General features: G+C 53.1%; 15 protein-coding genes. 3 read left to right on the plus strand and 12 right to left on the minus strand.

Features of this window, described 5'->3' with window-relative positions; genetic code table 11:
- The first annotated feature begins 59 nt into the window (after positions 1-59).
- On the plus strand, positions 60-3,236 hold the full coding sequence (locus tag C1A08_RS02370) for a UvrD-helicase domain-containing protein (protein ID WP_101571130.1): 3,177 nt from the start codon (positions 60-62) through the stop codon (positions 3,234-3,236).
- 284 nt (positions 3,237-3,520) lie between these two features.
- On the opposite strand, the gene C1A08_RS02375 is transcribed toward C1A08_RS02370, so the two are convergent.
- The 10 genes from C1A08_RS02375 to C1A08_RS02420 form a co-directional block, all read right to left on the minus strand.
- Complete coding sequence (locus C1A08_RS02375) at positions 3,521-5,053, minus strand: hypothetical protein (protein WP_101571131.1); 1,533 nt, start codon at positions 5,051-5,053, stop codon at positions 3,521-3,523.
- 379 nt (positions 5,054-5,432) lie between these two features.
- Complete coding sequence (locus tag C1A08_RS02380; RefSeq protein ID WP_145996498.1) at positions 5,433-6,941, minus strand: hypothetical protein; 1,509 nt, start codon at positions 6,939-6,941, stop codon at positions 5,433-5,435.
- A 239-nt stretch (positions 6,942-7,180) separates the two neighbouring features.
- Positions 7,181-8,536: a phosphodiester glycosidase family protein gene (locus tag C1A08_RS02385; RefSeq protein ID WP_101571135.1), complete on the minus strand. Its 1,356-nt coding sequence runs from the start codon at positions 8,534-8,536 to the stop codon at positions 7,181-7,183.
- Between the two features lie 353 nt (positions 8,537-8,889).
- Positions 8,890-9,708 carry a translation elongation factor Ts gene (gene tsf, locus C1A08_RS02390; RefSeq protein ID WP_101571136.1) on the minus strand — a complete coding sequence of 273 codons (819 nt, stop codon included), beginning with the start codon at positions 9,706-9,708 and terminating at the stop codon, positions 8,890-8,892.
- A gap of 26 nt (positions 9,709-9,734) precedes the next feature.
- The gene (gene rpsB, locus C1A08_RS02395; RefSeq protein ID WP_101571138.1) at positions 9,735-10,595 is read right to left on the minus strand and encodes a 30S ribosomal protein S2; all 861 of its coding nucleotides are present in this window, start codon (positions 10,593-10,595) and stop codon (positions 9,735-9,737) included.
- Positions 10,596-10,763: 168 nt separating this feature from the next.
- The gene (rpsI, locus tag C1A08_RS02400) at positions 10,764-11,150 is read right to left on the minus strand and encodes a 30S ribosomal protein S9 (RefSeq protein WP_055203430.1); all 387 of its coding nucleotides are present in this window, start codon (positions 11,148-11,150) and stop codon (positions 10,764-10,766) included.
- A 5-nt stretch (positions 11,151-11,155) separates the two neighbouring features.
- A complete protein-coding gene (rplM, locus tag C1A08_RS02405) occupies positions 11,156-11,611 on the minus strand; it encodes a 50S ribosomal protein L13 (RefSeq protein ID WP_055201734.1) in 456 nt (151 codons plus the stop codon).
- A gap of 335 nt (positions 11,612-11,946) precedes the next feature.
- Positions 11,947-14,142 (minus strand): BACON domain-containing protein, encoded by a 2,196-nt coding sequence (locus C1A08_RS02410; RefSeq protein ID WP_101571139.1) that lies wholly within the window; start codon positions 14,140-14,142, stop codon positions 11,947-11,949.
- Between the two features lie 171 nt (positions 14,143-14,313).
- Entirely contained in the window at positions 14,314-14,820 is a 507-nt protein-coding gene (locus C1A08_RS02415) for a flavin reductase family protein (RefSeq protein ID WP_055201738.1), read from the minus strand.
- 13 nt (positions 14,821-14,833) lie between these two features.
- The gene (locus tag C1A08_RS02420) at positions 14,834-15,310 is read right to left on the minus strand and encodes a pyridoxamine 5'-phosphate oxidase family protein (protein ID WP_101571619.1); all 477 of its coding nucleotides are present in this window, start codon (positions 15,308-15,310) and stop codon (positions 14,834-14,836) included.
- Positions 15,311-15,570: 260 nt separating this feature from the next.
- Here C1A08_RS02420 and C1A08_RS02425 point away from each other — a divergent pair, with 260 nt between their 5' ends.
- Positions 15,571-17,613, plus strand: a complete 2,043-nt coding sequence (locus tag C1A08_RS02425; RefSeq protein ID WP_101571141.1) for a hypothetical protein — start codon at positions 15,571-15,573, stop codon at positions 17,611-17,613.
- Between the two features lie 195 nt (positions 17,614-17,808).
- Positions 17,809-17,985 carry a histone H1 gene (locus C1A08_RS02430; RefSeq protein WP_055201742.1) on the plus strand — a complete coding sequence of 59 codons (177 nt, stop codon included), beginning with the start codon at positions 17,809-17,811 and terminating at the stop codon, positions 17,983-17,985.
- Between the two features lie 91 nt (positions 17,986-18,076).
- Here the strand turns inward: C1A08_RS02430 and C1A08_RS02435 are convergent, their stop codons facing one another.
- On the minus strand, positions 18,077-18,940 hold the full coding sequence (locus C1A08_RS02435) for a TIGR01777 family oxidoreductase (protein ID WP_101571143.1): 864 nt from the start codon (positions 18,938-18,940) through the stop codon (positions 18,077-18,079).
- A complete protein-coding gene (locus tag C1A08_RS02440; protein WP_101571144.1) occupies positions 18,937-19,368 on the minus strand; it encodes a pyrimidine dimer DNA glycosylase/endonuclease V in 432 nt (143 codons plus the stop codon). The genes C1A08_RS02435 and C1A08_RS02440 overlap by 4 nt, the downstream gene beginning before the upstream one ends.
- Between the last annotated feature and the right edge of the window lie 124 nt (positions 19,369-19,492).

The following is a 19,492-nucleotide window of genomic DNA, read 5'->3' on the forward strand; positions in this document are numbered from 1 at the left end:
TTATGCGAGATTATCAATCTTTTCTATACCTTTAACGCATACAAGCGTTTTTTTGTTACATGGGAAATGTCAAAATCCTGAAAGCTTCGGCCGGTTCCGGTAAAACCTACCAGTTGGCCTACGCCTATATCCGCAACGTGATTCGCGATCCCGGACGCTACCGGCATATCCTCGCCGTCACCTTTACCAACAAGGCTACCGAGGAGATGAAACAACGGATCATCAGCGAGATCAACCGCCTGGCCTGCGGCGCGCCGGACGGATACCTGCCCGAACTGGTGCGCGACCTGGAACTGCCCCCCGACACGATCCGTCGGCGGGCCCGGGAAGCGCGCACCCGAATACTGCACGATTACAGCCATTTCACCATCGTCACGATCGATAAATTTTTCCAGCGCATCATCCGTTCGTTCATCAAAGAGCTGGGCATCGACATCAACTTCAACCTCGAACTGCAAACCGATCCGCTGCTCGATACGGCCGCCGACCGTCTGATCGAAGCGATCGCCACGGACGACAAACTGCGGAAATGGATCGTCCGTTTCGCCGAGGAGCAGATCGACCGGAACGGCAAATGGGACGTTCGCAGCGAAATCGTCGCCTTAGGCAGGGAACTTTTCAGGGAACAGTACAAAACACTGCAAAGCGAACCGGTCACGCCGGAAAAGCTGACGGCCGTCGTAGGCGAGGCGATCGCCCGAAGCCGGGCCGTCAAAGACGAAATGCGGCGAACCGCCTCCGAAGCGCTGGCGGTGATCGCCGACGCGGGATTGCGTCCGGAAGATTTCGCCTACGGCCGCCAAGGCTGCACCGGTTACCTGACGCGGATAAACAACGGGGAGATCGTCCCTTACGGTAAACGCGTGCAGGACGCCCTCGGTTCGGACGACAAATGGGTCAGCGCCAAATCGCCGCACCGAGCGAAGATATTGAGCCTCGTTCCGCAACTGCGCGGACTGTTCGGGCGGCTTTGCGAAACGTTCGACCGCAATTTCCGTTTTCTGAACACGACCCGGCTGCTGCAAACCAACTATCGCAGCTTCGCGCTGCTGAACAACCTGAACGAAAAAATCGCGGAAGTCTGCGCCGAACAGCACCTGATCCCGATCTCCGAAACCAACTCGATCATCAACAAGCTGATCGCCGGCAACGATACGCCGTTTATTTACGAAAAAACGGGCAATACGTTCTCGCACTTCATGATCGACGAATTCCAGGACACCTCGTCGCAGCAGTGGCAGAATTTCGTCCCGCTACTCGAAAACGCCGTGGCGCAGCAGGACGAATTTCCCGTCCTGCTGGTAGGCGACGTCAAACAGTCGATCTACCGGTGGCGGGGCGGCGACTGGCAGATTCTGGGACGGAAAGTCCGCGAAGCGTTCGGGCAGATCGCCGAGCAGACTCTGGACACGAACTATCGCAGTTCGGGAACGATCGTCGCCTTCAACAACAACCTGATCGAACGGTGCGTCCGGTCGGCCAACGAATCGCTGAACCGGCTGCTCGACGCGTCCGCCGGGGAGGGAACCATATCGGCCTCCCTGCGCCGCGAACTGACCGACATGCTGGCGGAAGCTTACAGCGACCTAAAACAAAAGCAGCACCGCGCTCCGCAGGCCGGATACGTCCGGATCACGGCATACGATCCGCCGGAAGAAGAAACGGCGCGAACGCCGGTCATCGAAACGGTCGAAGAACTGCAACGGCGCGGTTACGCGCCCGGCGACATCGCCGTACTGGTACGCACCAACGCCCAGGGCGTAGCCGTAGCCAGGCAATTGCTCGACTACAAGGCCTCCCGCCCGGACACGCCGTACTGTTACGACGTCGTTACGCAGGAAGCCCTACAAATAGGCAACTCCGACACCGTCGGCTTCATCATCGCCGTACTGCAAATCGCATCGTCTCCGGACGACAGGATCCGCATAGCTTTCTACAACCGCTACCTGGGGCGCAACCTGGACGAACCGCCGACGCCGGACGAGAGCGCATGGATCGGCCGGTTGCGGCTGCTTTCCCTCGAAGAAGCGTTCAGCGAAATCGTCCTTTTCTACCGGCTCGCGGAGAAAAAAGACGAGATCGCCTACATACAGGCGCTGGAAGAACAGATCCACGCATTCGGAACTTCCAGGATCGCCGATATCCCGCTTTTCCTGCAATGGTGGGACGAATCGGGACGCACCCAATCGATCCACCTGCCGCGCAACCGAGACGCCATCAATATCATCACGATACACAAGTCCAAAGGACTGCAGTACAAAGCCGTATGTATTCCCTACTGTAACTGGAGCCTGCAACCCAAAACGGGTAGTTTGCTGTGGGCCCGAAGCCCCGAAGCTCCGTTCGACACACTGGAGCACGTTCCTCTCGAATGGAACAAAGCGCTGGCCGAATCCTACTTTTCGGAAGCCTATTTCCGCGAAACGGTTCTCGCCCAAATCGATAACATCAACCTGTTCTACGTGGCGGCGACCCGCGCCGAAGAGGAACTGCACATCCAGTTCCCCCGGAGCGCGCAGGAGAACACGGCGCGCATTCACCAGTTGATTCTCGGTTCCATCGAAACCGACGGCGAGGGCAATGCGAAGATCGGAACGCTTCAGGGACATTTTTCGGAAACGGAACAAGGACTGACCTACGATTTCGGCACTCCCGCCGTCTCCCCCGCGGAAGAACATGCCGCCACCGGTTACTCGGCCTCCTACCCGGTAGAGAAAAACCACAGCAAACTGAAATTCAGGCTGAGTTCGCAACGCTATTTCGAACAGGACGATCCTCCTGCCCCGTCGCTGCGCGACCACGGCATCCTCATGCACCGGCTGTTCGAACAGGTCGCAGACCGCACGGAGATCATGCCCCGGCTGCAGCAGATGCGCCGAAACGGTCTTCTGTCGGACAACGAAGCGCAGCAGGTACAGGCCCTGCTTGACAAAGCGCTGGACGATCCGTTGATCGCGTCGTGGTTCGACAGCCGTTGGAGCGCCGTACGGAACGAAAATACGATTCTCGTCCCGAACGCCCCGACCGTACGGCGACCCGACCGGGTACTGACCCGGGGAACCGAAGCCGTCGTGATCGACTACAAATTCGGACGCAAAAAACGAACGGCACACACCCGGCAAATCGAAGCCTACATGCGGCTGCTCCGGGATATGGGATACCGTTCCGTAACGGGATACCTGTGGTATGTCGAACTCCAGGAGATCGAACGGGTCGCAGCAAACGCGGTAGGTTAGAAGGGCCTAAAGCAACCGCTCCTACGCCGGCAACTCCTCCCAGCAGAACCAATAGCGACAAGGTACGGAAACGGCTTCCCCCTTGCCCACCTCTTCCCGATCCCACCTACAAATCGGAAATCGCCCGAAACGGTACCGTTATGCTCTCGAAGGTCTTAATCATGATGATCGAAGCCGGCTTATATCCGATAGGATTCCTTGCAAACGTTCGCGAACTAAAAAGAAAGCGCTGCGGCATTTGTCGCAGCGCTTTCTTTGAATATTAACGGGACCTCCGGTCCGAACTATTCGTAACTCTTTTGACCTATTCTCAGGTTACGAACGTAAATAGGTACGTTAGCAATCATTCCGCCGCTATGATCTTTCAGGTCTTCCAAGTCGAAGCGGAACGGAGCTCCCGCATCTCCGGCCGTCGGATTGGTCGTAAAGATGCTCTTCACCTGATCCGTCCAATCCATATGAACGGCAACCCAAACATCCGAAACGGGAAGCATATACCCGGCGCGGCCGCTCCATGAATCGGCTACTGCCTGCCAGAACAACTGTAGTTCGAACGGTGATTCGCTCTTGTATTCGAAATAGATCTGATTGTCATTGATCGTTACCGCTTTTTCACGACTCTTCGCAGAAACATACGGATCGGAAGTGCCGCTCGGAGTGAACTTATAGGTAAGGAATTGTTCATCCGTAGTCACATCGTTCACCTTCAAATTGTTTCCGGTCTTGCCGTCTTCAAACTTGAAGTAATAAGCGTTGTCGGCGAACATCTGTTCTTCATAGTTCTTTTCGCGTACCTGGATATCCTTGATCTCGATCGTTACGCCGGATTCGCTGCCCAACGAGAGCGTCAACGGATAACCCGGTGCAAGTTCCGATCCCATATCGAAGTAAACGCCGCCCAAATCTACGGCATATTCCGTCCAATCGTCAGCCTGGTTCATCTCGTAACCGAGCATCTGCAATTTCTTATTATTCACGTCCAGACTCAACCTCGGGCGACCGATCGCTTTGGTTGCCTTATACGAGAACGAAACCACAGAACCGGCCGATACCGGGAACATCGACGTAGAGACGGTCGGAGCCGTACCCGTCGTATTCAGCGTATAGCTGCCGCCGCCGTTGTCGGTGACTTCCACGTCCGCACTCCGCTTAATCGCAAGATTATTATCCGAAGGATCGTTCCAGCAGATCATCTTGTAAGTGGCCGTACCCACCAGGTCGTTCTGAACCTTCACATAAGTCGTATCGGCCGACAGATCCATCGTTAGATTCGTGCTCGTAGGATCGACCATCGACGAGATCGCCGAAATCACGAATTCCACCTGAACCTGCGTGAAGTCCACGGGATCGCTGCCGAAATAAACATTGATCAAACGAGACTTTTTGTCGAGACTCGTTACGGCTTCGACTCCTCCGTAAGACGCCTTCACCTCCTTGATCGGGCTGTCCACTTCCGCTACGATCTTATAGCAAACAATGTTGTCGCCCGTAAGGATATTTACGCCGGTTACGTCGCTCAGATCCATCTCGACAGGATTCGTAACGCTCGGCGTATAAAGAGACGCACCGTTGACCAGGTCGAACGTACAGAGAACATGACTCAGATCGCGCGCTTCCTGGCTGAGCGAAACGGTCACGAGGCGGTTGGCATGATCGATATTGATCCGTGTCGAAACGGTACTGTCCGCCGCTGCCAGTTGCACGGACATCCCGATCAGCGGGCTCGATGAGCCGGACTCGTCGTCTTTGCAGGAACTGAAAATGCCCGCCGCCAATACGACCAAACATAAGGCGCTGATTTGTAAATACTTTTTCATAGACAAGGTTTTAAGTTTAGTATTATTCATTGTTTCGATTTCAAAGCACGATCAAATTTAGGATTAATTTTTCAAATTACATAAATTATCCTCGACAAATTTAGCGCATTGTTGCAAAAAAACAATAAAAAACACAATTTTTCAACCTAAAAAAACCATCCATATCTTCAAAAAAACAGGTATGGATTACGAATCTTCGAACACCTCCTAACAGGAGGTACGCAGCGTGATTCTCCGGAAACGGACAATACGACAAGCTCCCGCAGCATCCGGCACGTCATTGGTTTCCACACCATCCCATATTGCAAAATAAATCAAACGAATCCCCGCAAGATCTTGCGGGGATTCGTTTGATTTATTAACTGGATCTTTGGTCCGACTATTCGTAACTCTTCTTACCGATTCGAGGATTACGGATAATCATCGGGCCGTTCGGCGTACCGATGTCGATAGGATCCCAACGGAAGGAACTACCCGCATCGCCCGCATCCGGATGATTCTTAAATATCGTAGCTACCTTATCCGTCAGATCGGCATGTACCGCAACCCAGATATCGGAAGCTTCCAAAGCCTGACCTATTTGCAAACTGTATCCACCTGCCGCTTTCCAGAAAAGTTCCTGACTGAAATTCGTTTCGCTCTTGTACTCGAAATAGAACTGGTTATCGTCCGCGGTCAGCGTCTGACTATGAGACAAAGCGCCGTAATAGGGGTCAGAGCTTGACGAAGCCACGAACCGGTAAGTCTGGTAAGCCTCATCCGTAGTCTCGTTCGAACACGTCAGGTTATTTCCCGATCCGTTATTGAACTTAAAGTAATAAGCATTGTCGGTGAGCATCTGTTCCTGGTAGTTCTTTTCGCGTACCTGGATATCCTTGATCTCGATCGTCACGCCCGACTTACTGCCCAGAGAAAGCGTCAACGGATAACCGGGTGCCATGTTCGCTCCCATATCGAAATAAACATTATACAAATCCACCGAATAATCTTTCCAATCGTCAGCCTGATCCATCTCGTAACCGAGCATCTGCAATTTCTTGTTATTCACGTCCAGACTCAACTTCGGGCGACCGATCGCCTCGGTTGCCTTATACGAGAACGAGACCACAGAACCGGCCGATACCGGGAACATCGACGTAGAGACGGTCGGAGCCGTACCCGTCGTATTCAGCGTATAGCTGCCGCCACCGTTGTCGGTAATTTCCACATCCGTCCCGCGTTTAACCGACAGATAGCTGTCCGAAGGATCGTTCCAGCAGATCATCTTGTAAGTGGCCGTACCCACCAGGTCGTTCTGAACCTTCACATAAGTCGTATCGGCCGACAGATCCATCGTTAGATTCGTGCTCGTAGGATCGACCATCGACGAGATCGCCGAAATCACGAATTCCACCTGAACCTGCGTGAAGTCCACGGGATCGCTGCCGAAATAAACATTGATCAAACGCGACTTTTTATCAATACTGGTAACCGCTTCCGCTCCCCCGTAAGATGCCTTCACGTCCTTGATCGGGCTGTCCACCTCCGCTACGATCTTATAGCAAACGATACTGCCGCCCGTAAGGATATTTACGCCGGTCACGTCGTTCAGATCCATCTCGACAGGATTCGTAACGCTCGGCGTATAAAGAGACGCACCGTTGACCAGGTCGAACGTACAGAGAACATGACTCAGATCGCGCGCTTCCTGGCTGAGCGAAACGGTCACGAGGCGGTTGGCATGATCGATATTGATCCGTGTCGAAACGGTACTGTCCGCCGCTGCCAGTTGCACGGACATCCCGAGCAACGGGCTCGACGAGCCGGACTCGTCGTCCTTGCAGGAACTGAAAATGCCCGCCGCCAATACAATCAAACATAAGGCGCTGAGTTGTAAATACTTTTTCATAGACAAATTATCAATAAGGTTTTTTTAATGTCACAAGGTATAATCCTTGTCGTAGCTTAGAATCAAAAATAAATCATTTTTTCAACTTTGCAAGCCATTTTCGTTTTAATTCGACAAAGAAACACAAAAAAGGACTTTTTAAACTTATTTTCCTTCTCTTTGTGATATTGTTGTGCAAAACAGAAAGAAGATGCAATTCAGACACTGCATCCTCTTTCCGACGAATCTCTATAGCTCGATTATTTCAGGACTCCTACGCATCCGACCGGTTTGTAGTAATCCTTATCGGTAAGTCCGGTAGACGCATCTGTCTTCGACGAATAGATCGTCCGTTGCCCTCCGACGAGCATACACGAACCCGATCCGCCCTGCAGACCGACAGCGTAATAACATGCCCAGTCGGCCATGATATCGCGTTGCTGCTCCACCGTAATACCGGGCGAAGTGTATTTCTGGCAAACGAAGAATACATAATATCCGCGGGAAGTAACCCCGATGGCGGCACGCGCATCCTTGGTTTCGGCATCCAGTCCATCCTGTAGGGTACCTTTCTCAATCAACGACTGAACTGCATACATCGCATAGTGTGCCGTGCTATCGTTCTGTTTAACCTTATCCCATTCGACTTTAAAATTATCGCCGATCAGAATCGTCCCCGCCTTGGTTACGCCGAAACCCGCAGTAGTCGTTTGCCGGCCCTGGTTGATCACCTGCCCGTCGACAACGATCATATCGTCGGTCGCACTGCCGTTGATAATCACCGTCGCGGTAGGATCCTGCTGGTAAAATTCGGGAAGGGTCGTCAGGAATTTGTAACCGTTACTCAGCACGGAGAATTTGGCCCGCTTATCCGCAACAAGCACATAAGCTTCGTTTTCATACAACATATTGGTTTTGTACAGTGCCATATACGAAGGCATGGTATAGCCCGACACTTTTTCCCAACCGTCGGGAACGATCGAAGCGTCCGCACTCTCCACCGCTTTCAGTTTATAAGTAACGGGGCCGCCGCTCTTATCCGATTCGGCAGTGATCGTCTGGTCTTTCGACATATCCAAAACGCACGGGTTAGTCAAGCCGATCAACTTGCCGCCCTCCGGACTCAGAGTGAACTCGCAATTGACTTGCGTCGGATCGATCACATAGTTGAATTCGACCGTGATTTCACGCGTATTCTGGTCGAATACGACACGTCCTTCGATCGCTCCGTCATCGGCGGTAGCGACCATCCCCATGATCGGGTAATCGACTGCGCCGTATACGTCGTAATACACCAGATCGTCGCCAGTCTGTACGACGATCGTCGAACCGTACTTCGTGTTCGACAGATCCAGCGTAGCCGGATTCTTCATCAGAGGCGTATACAGATAAGCTCCATCGACGAACTTAAATGTGATCTCGACGGCCGAGAGCGGATTGTATTCGTAGAACAGAACATCAATCCTTTTGTTTGCCTGATCGATTGTCACTTTTGCATCCTGCACGGAAGCGTCGACGATCGGGTTGGGATTCCCCGGATTGTCGTCCTTACACGAGCAAAAAAGCACTGCCGACAATAAAAGAGGTAAAACGCTAAGTTGTAGGCACTTTTTCATAAAACAAGGTTTTTAATTTAGTATAATGCATTAATTTGGCTTCAAATCAAAACCAAAGTTAAACTTTTTTTTTTAATCCGGCAATAACTTGTATTATTATTTTACCCGCCGAAATAAAAATAGCGAGACTTTCCCCTGGTTCATTCATTCAACCAAATTCCCTATTCTTTCCGATAAAATCGGACTATAAAACCGCCTTTTTCACGAAACCGATCGCAAAATACGGGGTCTTCTTTCGGACAAAAATAATTCATTATTCGAAACGGACAACAAAAATATGCATTTTTGTCATCAAAAAAATACGGCCGGACACCGATCGGTGTCCGGCCGTGCATGAAATCCCGCCGAAACGATTAATCGTTCAGCGAAAAACGTTTGTAAGCGACGACCGTAGCCTGCGGATCGTCCTGTTTGATATAGGCGCCCACCGACAACTTGTTGTTCTTCACCAGCGGCTGGCTCAACAACGTATTTTCGGTCAGGAACTTATTCACCTTTCCTTCGGCGATCTTATCTAACATGGCCTCGGGCTTTCCGTCCAGACGGGCCTGTTCGCGGCCGATCGAACGTTCGTGCTCGATCACCGCCGGATCGCAATCCTCCCGGCTGATCGAAATCGGAGCCATAGCCGCAGCCTGCATGGCAACGTCCTTGGCGACTTCCATCCCGATCTCCTTGTTGAACCCGATCAACGTACCCAGCTTGTGGTTCGTATGAATGTAGGTTACGCACATCGGAGCTTCGATCTTCGCGTAGTAAACCAGTTCCACCTTCTCGCCGGTCTGGCCCGATTTCTCGGTCACTTTGTCGGCAACGGTGCGTCCGTCGGCAGCCACGGCGTTCAGCGCCTCCAGATCGGCGGCATCGGCGGCAATGGCTATATCCAGTATTTCATTGGCGGTCGCCGAAAACTCGGAGTTCTTCGCCACGAAGTCGGTCTCACAGGCAAGGCAAAGCATATACCCTTTCTGACCCACGATTTTGGAAACGACCACCCCCTCGGTAGCCGAACGGTCGGCGCGCTTGGCGGCAACCAACTTTCCACGCTCGCGGATAATATCCTGCGCTTTGTCGTAATCGCCATCGGCTTCGATCAATGCCTTTTTGCAGTCCATCATACCTGCACCGGTCATTTTACGAAGTTTGGCGACATCAGCAGCTTTTATTTCCATGATCTTCTGTTTTTATTAAAATGTCATTACTCGGCGGCGGCCTCTTCGGCAGGAGCTTCCGCAGCTCCGCTTTCGGCAGCGGCTTCTTCGGCAGGGACTTCCGCTTTCGCAGCTTCGGCTCTGGCTACTTTCCGGATACGCGGCTTAGCCTCTTTTTCCTCTTTTTTCGGAGCCTCGGCAGCCTCTTTTTCCTTTTCCAGCTTGCGTTCGGTCAGCCCCTCTGCAATGGCGCCGACAACGGCATCCAGCACTACGGCAATGGATTTGGTCGCGTCGTCGTTGGCGGGAATCACATAATCGATATCTGTCGGATCACAACAAGTATCAACCATTGCAAATACGGGGATGTTCAAACGTTTCGCCTCTTTCACGGCATTGGCTTCCTTCTGGATGTCGACCACGAAAATAGCCGCCGGAAGACGGGTCAGATCGGCGATCGAACCGAGGTTCTTTTCGAGTTTGGCGCGCTGACGGCTGATCTGCAACTTTTCGCGTTTGGAGAAGTTGTTGTAGGTTCCGTCGGCAGTGAATTTATCGATGGTAGCCATCTTCTTGACGGCTTTACGTATAGTGGGGAAGTTTGTAAGCATACCGCCCGGCCAACGCTCGGTGACGTAAGGCATGTTGACGGTCGATACTTTTTCTGCGACAACCTCCTTGGCCTGCTTTTTCGTAGCGACGAAAAGCACGCGGCGACCGCTTTTGACGATCTGCTTCAGGGCTGCGGCAGCCTCATCGACCTTTACCACCGTTTTGTGCAGGTCGATGATGTGAATCCCGTTTTTTTCCATGAAAATATAAGGAGCCATTTTGGGATTCCATTTTCTTTTCAGGTGACCGAAGTGAGCTCCGGCTTCCAACAATTGATTAAAATCAGTTCTTGACATTGTTTTCTGATCGTTAATAAATCTCTGATTAAAATTCTCTTTACATCAACCGCGGCGGTAGTGTCCTGGACAATCCCCGCGGTTTTCCGCAGACGGGCAATAACAGAGTAGTACGAAAATCGCAGTCTCCGGTATTTGTTCCCGTTCTGTGCCCGGTGAACGCAGTGATTAACGTTTACTGAACTGGAACTTGCGACGTGCTCCGGGTTGTCCGGGTTTCTTACGTTCAACCTCGCGCGGGTCGCGCGTCATGAAACCGTTCTTCTTGAGGATCGGTCGCATCTCCGCATCGATTTCGCAGAGTGCACGGGCGATCCCGAGACGGGCGGCTTCGGCCTGACCCTTGATTCCGCCGCCATCCAGATTGATCGTGATGTCGAAATTTTCGGTATTGTCGGTAACCAGCAACGGCTGTTTTACGACATACTGGAAAATTTCCAACGGAAAATAGGTAGCCAGCGGCTTCGAATTGATCGTAATGTTGCCTTTTCCGGGTTTCACGTAAACGCGAGCTACAGCAGCTTTTCTACGTCCAACGCTGTTTACAACTTCCATACTCATTACTTAATCTCGTTTAAATTGATTGTTCTCGGAGCTTGAGCGGCGTGCGGATGCTCGCCGCCTGCATACACCTTCAGGTTGCGCATCTGCGCAGCCCCCAGACGCGTGCGGGGCAACATGCCTTTCACGGCTTTCTCGATAATGAATTCGGGATTTTTTTTGAGATATTCGGCAGGCGTGGTCAACCGAATGCCTCCCGGATAGCCCGAATGACGGACATACTCCTTGTCCGTGAGCTTCTTCCCGGTCAGTCTCACCTTCTCGGCGTTGATGATGATGACATTGTCACCGCAGTCAACGTGAGGAGTGAAACTCGGCTTGTCTTTTCCGCGCAGGATTTTGGCTACCTGGGCGGCAAGACGTCCCAATACCGCGTTCGTTGCGTCGATCAAAACCCATTCCTTGGTGACGGTCGCAGCGTTGGCGGAGATTGTCTTGTAGCTTAGTGACTCCACTGTTTTTAAGGTTTAAAAAATTAATACTTGTTTAATTATGTGATCCGTGCCCGCTTTTACGGGCTTGCAAAGATAGTGATTTTTCCGAAAACAAAAAAATATTCGCATTTCTTCCGGGCGATTGCCCGATTTCCGCCGCAGAGGATTCGTCCCGTTCGTTTTTATGCACGGATTTTTCCCGTCCGGCGCAGGCCTGGACAGGGGCGCACCCTACGGAATCGCACCAAAAGCGCACCCGTTTTTTCGGAATTTCCCCGGCAGGCGATCCGAATAAAAGGGAAGAGGAGATTATCCCGACGGACAACCTCCTCTTCGTTAGGAATTACGAACGTATGCTATTTCTCGGGGAACGCATACAATCCTTTCGTACCTTCTCCACGTTTATAGGAGATGTAAGATTTCGCCTTCACCGTACCGGTAGCCGCATCGACGGCATAACGCACGCCAGAAGCGCCGGCCCACAGGTAGTACGAATCTACCGGCAGCGGATCGGCTACGGTAAACCGAACGCCGTCGGTCGATGTGAGCGTCCCGATTTCGCGGTCGGCGGTCACGTAAGTCGCAACATATTCGCTGCTGCCCGCATGGTATTTCACGTCGATTTCGGCAGGAGCGTCTTCGGTGAACGCGTAGCCTACGCTCTGCTGTCCGGAAGCCGGCCAGTTGTCGCCGCCGGCGTATTTAACCGACACCACATTGTCGCCGTCCATATAATAAGCGTACACGGCTCCGTCTTTCCCGACCAGCGAAACGGGGGTCGAGCTCGTCCATACGGTAGCTTTTCCGTCGGCCGACCAGCCCGAACCGTTCCACGATTCCCAATCGCCGCCGGCTATTTTACACCGGGTTACGCAAATACCCTTATCACCGGCCTTATCGAAAGTCACATAATAATAACCGTCGAATGTCGTGATATTGAAATTGGAAGCGACCGTATAATCGCCGAGCCATTTCTTGCTGAGAGCCGCGAAAGATTCGTCGGCCTGATCTTTCCACGTTTTGCCCAGGTCGGTGGAAGTTTTGCAGGCCACCTGTCCCGAACCGTTCACCTTCGTGTCGTAAACGCAATAGAATTCGGGGAAATTAGCAGTCATTTCCTCTTTTCCGCACCAAGCCCCTTTGACGAACTCTTCATTCGCCTTACCCCACGACCAGTATTGCGGGTTATTGATATCGATATCGGTGGCTTCCAGCGAAAGCATATATTCGCCCGGAGCTACGGTCTTGCCGCTCGGCAGCATATCGTAGTGCTTACCTTCGGTGTACGGAATCGTATTGGTAATGATCGGATCACCGGCCAGCGTCGTGTTGTAATCGGTATCCCAACGGTACAACTTGAAGACCATTTTGCTAGTACTTCCCCAACCTTCCCCACGGATAGACTGCTTCATATTGCTAGCAGGCAGATCCAGCACGAAATGCACGTATAAGGTTCCCTTTCTGAACTCTCCGCCAGTAACGCCTGAGTTGGCAGCCCACAATTCAGCCTGCGAAGCGCTCAACTTATAAGGATAAGTATAAAGCCCTATCAGGTTGCCGCTCTTTTCGAATACCGAAGGATTGGAATACGTCGCTGCATCCCCTTTATAAATAAAGGCTCCGTTTTCAACGCCCAGTTCGGTCTGTTGGATCGTAATGGTTCGCACCATCGTGTCGGCCGTCAGCGTGAATACGGCGGTACGTGCCTTGGTAAGCGCTTCCTCAACCGAGAAGACCAACTCATATTCGCCTTTTTCTCCTTCCGGACCGGTCCCGGTCAACTTACACCAAGCAGTCGCTTCCTCCTGCGTCAATTTCCACGCAGCGCTCGATACCAGCGAAACGGTCACCTCCTGTTTCTTCCCGTCGATTTCGGAAAGCGCCGGATCTACGACAAGGGTCGGGCCGGGATTCTGCGAAATATCGATCTGCTCGTAAGCCCCCAGCGCCGTGTTGGTCAGCGTAATGCTCGTTTCGCGCGGGAGAAGCCCCGTCCGGTAAGTTTCGATCTTGAAATAGAGCGTGTCTTTCACCGGCTCGGCCTTCGATTCCACCTGCGAAATCCACTCCTGCGCTTCCGCCGAGATATTCACCTTGTACTCGACGTTGCTGACCAACGGCACTTCGATGATCTGCTCTTCATAAGACAGATCCTTGAACTCGTGAACCTCGGCCGCCAGTTCGTTCTTCGCCGGCATCGTAACCTTGTAAACTTTCGAAGCGGAACCGGAATGCACCACGACGTCGACCGTACGATCCTCGAAAGTCTCGTTCTGGGCAGCCGTAATGGTAATTTCATTGTCTCCTGCGCCGCCGCTCATCGGAGATACGGTGCACCAATCTTTTTGAATCGCCCCTTCCGGATAGTCGATGGAAATGGACCATCCTTTGGTCGCCGTAAATTTCACTGCTGTGGACCCGCCTGCAATCGGGAAGGACACTTCAGGCGCGCCCCACGTTCCGATCGCCGCAGATTCCCATTCAGGATCGTCACATTGCCAGAAAGCCGTAGCCCCCAAGACGAATAAAGCCGCATACAAAAGTTTTTTCATAATAATCAAGTAGTTTTTTAATCGTTAAAGTTGACTTTTGGTTAAACAATTCGTTTCTGTCTGTAAATTTATCTTTTTTTATTTAATAAACCAAACAAATAAGCGTAAAAACAACACTTTTTCCGGGAACGGGGATTCGTGCGAAGCCGGCGAAAACAGCGGACGGACGGCTTACTTGATCCAACTGTCCACGATCTCGGCCACGTACAACCGATGGTCTCCGCCCTGGGACCCTCCGTACCACTTCCGGTAAATACTCTTATCGATAAACCGCTCCTCGGCGGTTATCCCGGTGTACAGTTTCCGGCACTCCAGCGTCAGGCGGGACTGCTCGAAGGTGACGTTTCCCAACGGCGTAACGAACGGGACGAGCCCCGCTTCCTTCACTTTATCGGTATCGCGCCCGGAACGGGAACCGCAAACTTTATACGCTTCCCGGTACTCCTCGCACAAGAACGACAGCGTAAAACAGTCGCAGCGTTCGATAAATTCGAACGTATACCGTTCCGGACGAACGAATACGAACACCACGGGCTTATTCCACAGATACCCCACCCCGCCCCACGAGGCGGTCATGGTGTTGAAACGGGACGCATCGCCAGCCGTGACGAGCATCCATTCTCTGCCGATCAGCGAAATAAAATTTTCGGTAATCCAGGCGGGATCGATTTTTTCCATAGACGATCAGATTTTATTTATGCAGTTCTTTATGTTTTCCGGACAGGTGCTCGATATCCAGCCTCAGAATCTCGGTCCGGTGAAACGATCCGGCGATATATTTAGCCGCGATATCCTTAAAATCGGCGCTGTATTTATCCACCAGCAGATCGAGGGCCGACAGCCGTTCCGATTCGGGCAGCGAGCAGGCGACCGTTCCGAACGCCATCACGCTCCGGTACTCGGTAGTGAACCCTTCCGGAATGATCCGGGTATGCCCGACGACGCAGAAACACGCCCGATTGTTCGCCCGGACGCACTCCAGTTTGTACCCTTCGGGCGCGCAATGAAAATAGACGCTTTTTCCCGACAGCGCATAGCTGATCGGGATTCCGTAACCGTAACCGTTCGTTCCGCACAGCGACAGAAAACCGTATTCGCCTCGGGCCAGCAATTCCCAGGCCCGCCCGTCGTCCCAAACACGGTCTTTTCTTCTGATTTCTCTAAACAATCCTCCCATAAATCCGACATTTAATGAAACATCCGGCTTCCTTGTTTGTGCAAGTTTAAACATACTTGTTCTAAATCCGATATCTTTGGGGGAATTTTTTTGAAGAATCCCCAAAAAATCCGTCCCGGAAATCGCAAAAAACGCCGATCTGCATCTTCCGTTTTTCGCACTCGCAATAAATCATTATCTTTAAAGCGCGGAAACGCCGGCAGGTCGAATCTGCCTATTTTGATATTATTAACCGATAACTTAACCGCAAGATGAAAAAAAACATCTACAAATTGCTGTCGCTTCCGGCATTGTTGCTGGCCCCGGGGCTGCTCGCGGCGGGTAATCCCGCGCAGCAAAGCGCCGCCGACACCGCCGGATACCGGGACATCTATCCCGACACCTGGGTAGCCACCGACGCCGTGGGACGCACGATGCCTTCTTACGAAGAGGTCGGAGCCGTGAAAAACGACCAGCGCCGCATCGTCGGCATCTTCTACATCACCTGGCATACCCAGGGACTGGCTGGACTGAAAAGCCCTTACACGGCCGACGTGACCAAAATCCTCGAAAAAGATCCGAACGCGCGCCTGCAGGCCGACAATCCGTTGTGGACGGAAGGTTCGTACCACTACGCCGAACCGGAAATGGGTTACTTCCTCAGCCAGGACGAATGGGTGATCCGCAAGGACATCTCGATGCTGGCAGACGCCGGCGTGGACGTGATGATCATGGACGTCACCAACGCGGTGCGCTACTGGGACGAATGGGACGTGATCTTCAAAACGATGGAAAAGATGAAGGCCGAAGGCAACAAAGTGCCCAAATTCTGTTTCTGGGCGTTCAACGGCCCGGTCATCACCGTCGTGCAGGATCTCTACGAACGCATCTACGAGAAAAACCAATACCCCGACCTGTGGTTCTACTGGGACGGCAAACCGCTGCTGCTCTATAACGGCACCCCGAAATACGACGCCAACGGACAGGATACGCCGCACCCGAATCTGCACTACGACGAAGACGCCGTGACCAACAAAAACAATCCGCATTACGGAGACCCGTACTATACCGCTAAATATTATACGGATTATTCCGACGACGTGAAAAACTTCTTCACGCTGCGCACGATGTGGTGGGGCTACTACGAATGGGCCAACGAGCGTTTCATCGGAACCGAGGACAACTGGAGCTTCGGATACAACATGGCTGATCCCCGGATCAAAGATATGAAACCCGAGGAACTGCTCTCGACCCATAAGGGCAAACGCGAACAGGCCGCCGTCACGCCGGCCCAGCATCCGGTCACGATGATCGAAGGCGAACGCATGGGAGTCGGCAAATCGTGGTCGAAAAAGTACGGCGAGCCGGAGCTGGACGAACACGACATGCCCAAATCGGCCTATGTGCCCTGGCTCGGGAAAACCGTAAAAGACCCGGTGAACTACGGAATCTATTTCCAGGAACGCTGGGAGGACGCCCTGCAGGCCAACCCCGAATTCCTGTATATCAACGACTGGAACGAATGGACCGCCGGGAAATACCATCCGGGCAAAGGCAAGACCACCGTCTGGCTGAACCGTGACAGCCCGTTCTTCTTCGTCGACCAGTACAACATGGAATTCAACCGGGGCATCCAGCCGATGAAAGGCGGATACACGGATAACTATTACATGCAAATGGCGCAGAACATCCGCCGCTACAAAGGAATCCGTCCGATCCCGGAACTGGCCGGCTACGTAAAAACTAAGATCGACGGCCGGTTCGACGACTGGGCGGGGGCTACCACCGAATACCGCGATACCAAGGGCGACGTTTTCCACCGCGACGCCAAAGGTTACGCGGGAATCCATTACGTCAACAATTCGGGACGCAACGACATCATCACCGCCAAAGTGGCCGTCGACAAGAAGCAGATGGCGTTCTACGCCGAAACGGCCGACGCGCTGACCCCGTGCACCGACAACAATTGGATGTTGCTGCTGATCGACGCGGACAACGATCCGTCAACGGGATGGTACGGATACGATTACCTGATCAACAAGCGGATCAAAAACGATCAGACCACCACGCTGATGCGTTACGACAGCGCCAAAGGCGACTGGACGGAAGTGGCCGATCTGCCGATGCGCTACGCTGGCAACCAACTGGAAGTTTCCGTTCCGCGCGAACTGCTCGGACTCGGCGGCGACCGTTTCGTGTTCGATTTCAAGTGGAGCGACAACCCGGCCGACCTGAACGATCCGATCTCGCTGTGCCTGAACGGGGACACGGCTCCGAACCGCCGGTTCAACTACCGCTGTATCTGGAGCAGATAGACGAAAAAAAGCTCCCGCCTCAAAAAAGCGGGGGCTTTTCTTTCAAGTATCATTATATTTGTTATATTTGCAGGTGAAAATCAAACGGAAACTCAGCACAGAGGGAACTGCCTTGTCGTCGCTTTGCTTCAAAAAAGTCGAATTCCGGTTGCCTCCATGTATTTCCGAATGTCTAACTATTAATCGTAAAAGCTTATGAAAGAGTTGGTTAACCAGATCAAAGAACAAATTGACGTCTTTATGGCCAATGCAGATCTGCAGGTTGAAAAAAACAACAAAGCAGCCGGAACCCGTGCGCGCAAAGCAGCGCTGGAACTGTCCAAACTGCTGAAAGATTTTCGTAAAGTATCTGTTGAAGAAGCAAAAAAATAGTTTTCGACAACAAATTCGACAAACGGAGCGTCCTCAAAAAGGGATGCTCCGTTTGCTTTCGCTCCCCCCGGACGGTACCCGACACGGACGCTCACTTCTCGGCCGTTTTGCCGAGTTTCGACATAAATGCGGCGATCTCCGGCGCATTGAAAACGAATCCGGCATCCAGCAGTTTCCGGGGAATCGCGCACGGGCCCGAAACCAGCATACCGGAAGCCTCTCCATAAAGCAGCCGGAGCGCCCAACCGGGAACCGCCACGTGTAGACGGGCGGCGTAATGGCGGGCGGCGGCCCGGGCGAACGCCGCATTGGTCAGCCGTTCGGGAGCCGTCAGGTTGATCGGCCCGGCCAGCATATCCGACGAAAGGATAAAAGTCAGCGCACGCACCAGATCGCCGATGTCGATCCATGCAAGAATCTGCGCGCCCGACGCAATGCGGACGGCGATCCCTTTGCGAAACGGGAAAGCCATCTTTGCGAAAGCGCCTTCGTCCGGGGCGAGCACTACGCCGAAACGGGCGACCGCCAACCGTATCCCCGGAACCACCCGGCTCGCTTCCCGCTCCCAGCTTTCGCAGAGGTCGGACAGGAAGCCCGTTCCCTTGACCGCCGTGTATTCGTCGTAACAACCCTGGTCGGGGTAATAACCGACAGCGGACGCCGAAACGAAAACCTTCGGCGCGGGATTCATTTCGTTGATTGCGGCCACCAGCTTACGGGTCGTCCCGATCCGGCTGTCGTACAGTTGCTTTTTATAGGCGTCGCTCCACCGCCGGTCGATCGGCGCGCCGGCCAGATTGACCACGGCCCCGCAGCCGGCAAGCGCCGCCGCAAGCGACTCCTGCGACCGGAAAGCCGGACGTCCCAGCGGAACGACCCGATGCCCCAATCCCGTCAGATAGGCCGTCAGATGCGTACCGATAAACCCGGTTGCTCCCGAAATCGCAATTTTCATCGGATGATCTCCCAAACGGCCACTCCCCCCGTCGTAACCCGGAACAACGGATGCGGCTCGATGCTGCGCACGGCAATCAGCCGCATATAGTTTTTCGGGGAACGGAGTTCCAGCTTTCTTTTTAAATGTTCGAATTCATAATCGAGCTGTCCGCAGGAGACCGTCAGACGGACGACGGCAATGCCGGGCACGACCTTCGTCGCATCGAACCGGTACCCCCTGCGCACGGATTCTTCCCAGACGGCTTCGAGATAGCGGTCGATCGCCCGCACCGGGTCTTCCGCCTCCTTGAAACGCGCCAGTTGCGGATGGTTCCGGTAACCGGACGTCCGGCCGCAAAGCACCTCCCGCGCCAGCAACCCTTCGCGCCAGCAGGCCGTCAGACCGGCCGGATCCAGATACTTCGGATGTATCGACCACAATCGCATCGCTTTATCGGAATTAGACGTTATCTTTGCCGGAAACTTCGCACGCCGCAATGAAAAAGCTTTGCCTTTACGGCCTTTTATGGCTGTTTCCGATCGTTCTATGCGCCACAACTTATGCCCAGAC

It is taken from the genome of Alistipes sp. cv1, from assembly GCF_900240235.1.
Lineage (GTDB): Bacteria > Bacteroidota > Bacteroidia > Bacteroidales > Rikenellaceae > Alistipes_A > Alistipes_A hominis.

What these genes read in the sequence shown, in the direction of transcription:
- C1A08_RS02370 (WP_101571130.1), top strand. Translation starts at nt 60, where the DNA reads ATGGGAAATGTCAAAATCCTGAAAGCTTCGGCCGGTTCCGGTAAAACC.
- C1A08_RS02375 (WP_101571131.1), bottom strand. Translation starts at nt 5,053, where the DNA reads ATGAAAAAGTATTTACAAATCAGCGCCTTATGTTTGGTCGTATTGGCG.
- C1A08_RS02380 (WP_145996498.1), bottom strand. Translation starts at nt 6,941, where the DNA reads ATGAAAAAGTATTTACAACTCAGCGCCTTATGTTTGATTGTATTGGCG.
- C1A08_RS02385 (WP_101571135.1), bottom strand. Translation starts at nt 8,536, where the DNA reads ATGAAAAAGTGCCTACAACTTAGCGTTTTACCTCTTTTATTGTCGGCA.
- tsf (WP_101571136.1), bottom strand. Translation starts at nt 9,708, where the DNA reads ATGGAAATAAAAGCTGCTGATGTCGCCAAACTTCGTAAAATGACCGGT.
- rpsB (WP_101571138.1), bottom strand. Translation starts at nt 10,595, where the DNA reads ATGTCAAGAACTGATTTTAATCAATTGTTGGAAGCCGGAGCTCACTTC.
- rpsI (WP_055203430.1), bottom strand. Translation starts at nt 11,150, where the DNA reads ATGGAAGTTGTAAACAGCGTTGGACGTAGAAAAGCTGCTGTAGCTCGC.
- C1A08_RS02410 (WP_101571139.1), bottom strand. Translation starts at nt 14,142, where the DNA reads ATGAAAAAACTTTTGTATGCGGCTTTATTCGTCTTGGGGGCTACGGCT.
- C1A08_RS02415 (WP_055201738.1), bottom strand. Translation starts at nt 14,820, where the DNA reads ATGGAAAAAATCGATCCCGCCTGGATTACCGAAAATTTTATTTCGCTG.
- C1A08_RS02425 (WP_101571141.1), top strand. Translation starts at nt 15,571, where the DNA reads ATGAAAAAAAACATCTACAAATTGCTGTCGCTTCCGGCATTGTTGCTG.
- C1A08_RS02430 (WP_055201742.1), top strand. Translation starts at nt 17,809, where the DNA reads ATGAAAGAGTTGGTTAACCAGATCAAAGAACAAATTGACGTCTTTATG.
- C1A08_RS02435 (WP_101571143.1), bottom strand. Translation starts at nt 18,940, where the DNA reads ATGAAAATTGCGATTTCGGGAGCAACCGGGTTTATCGGTACGCATCTG.
- C1A08_RS02440 (WP_101571144.1), bottom strand. Translation starts at nt 19,368, where the DNA reads ATGCGATTGTGGTCGATACATCCGAAGTATCTGGATCCGGCCGGTCTG.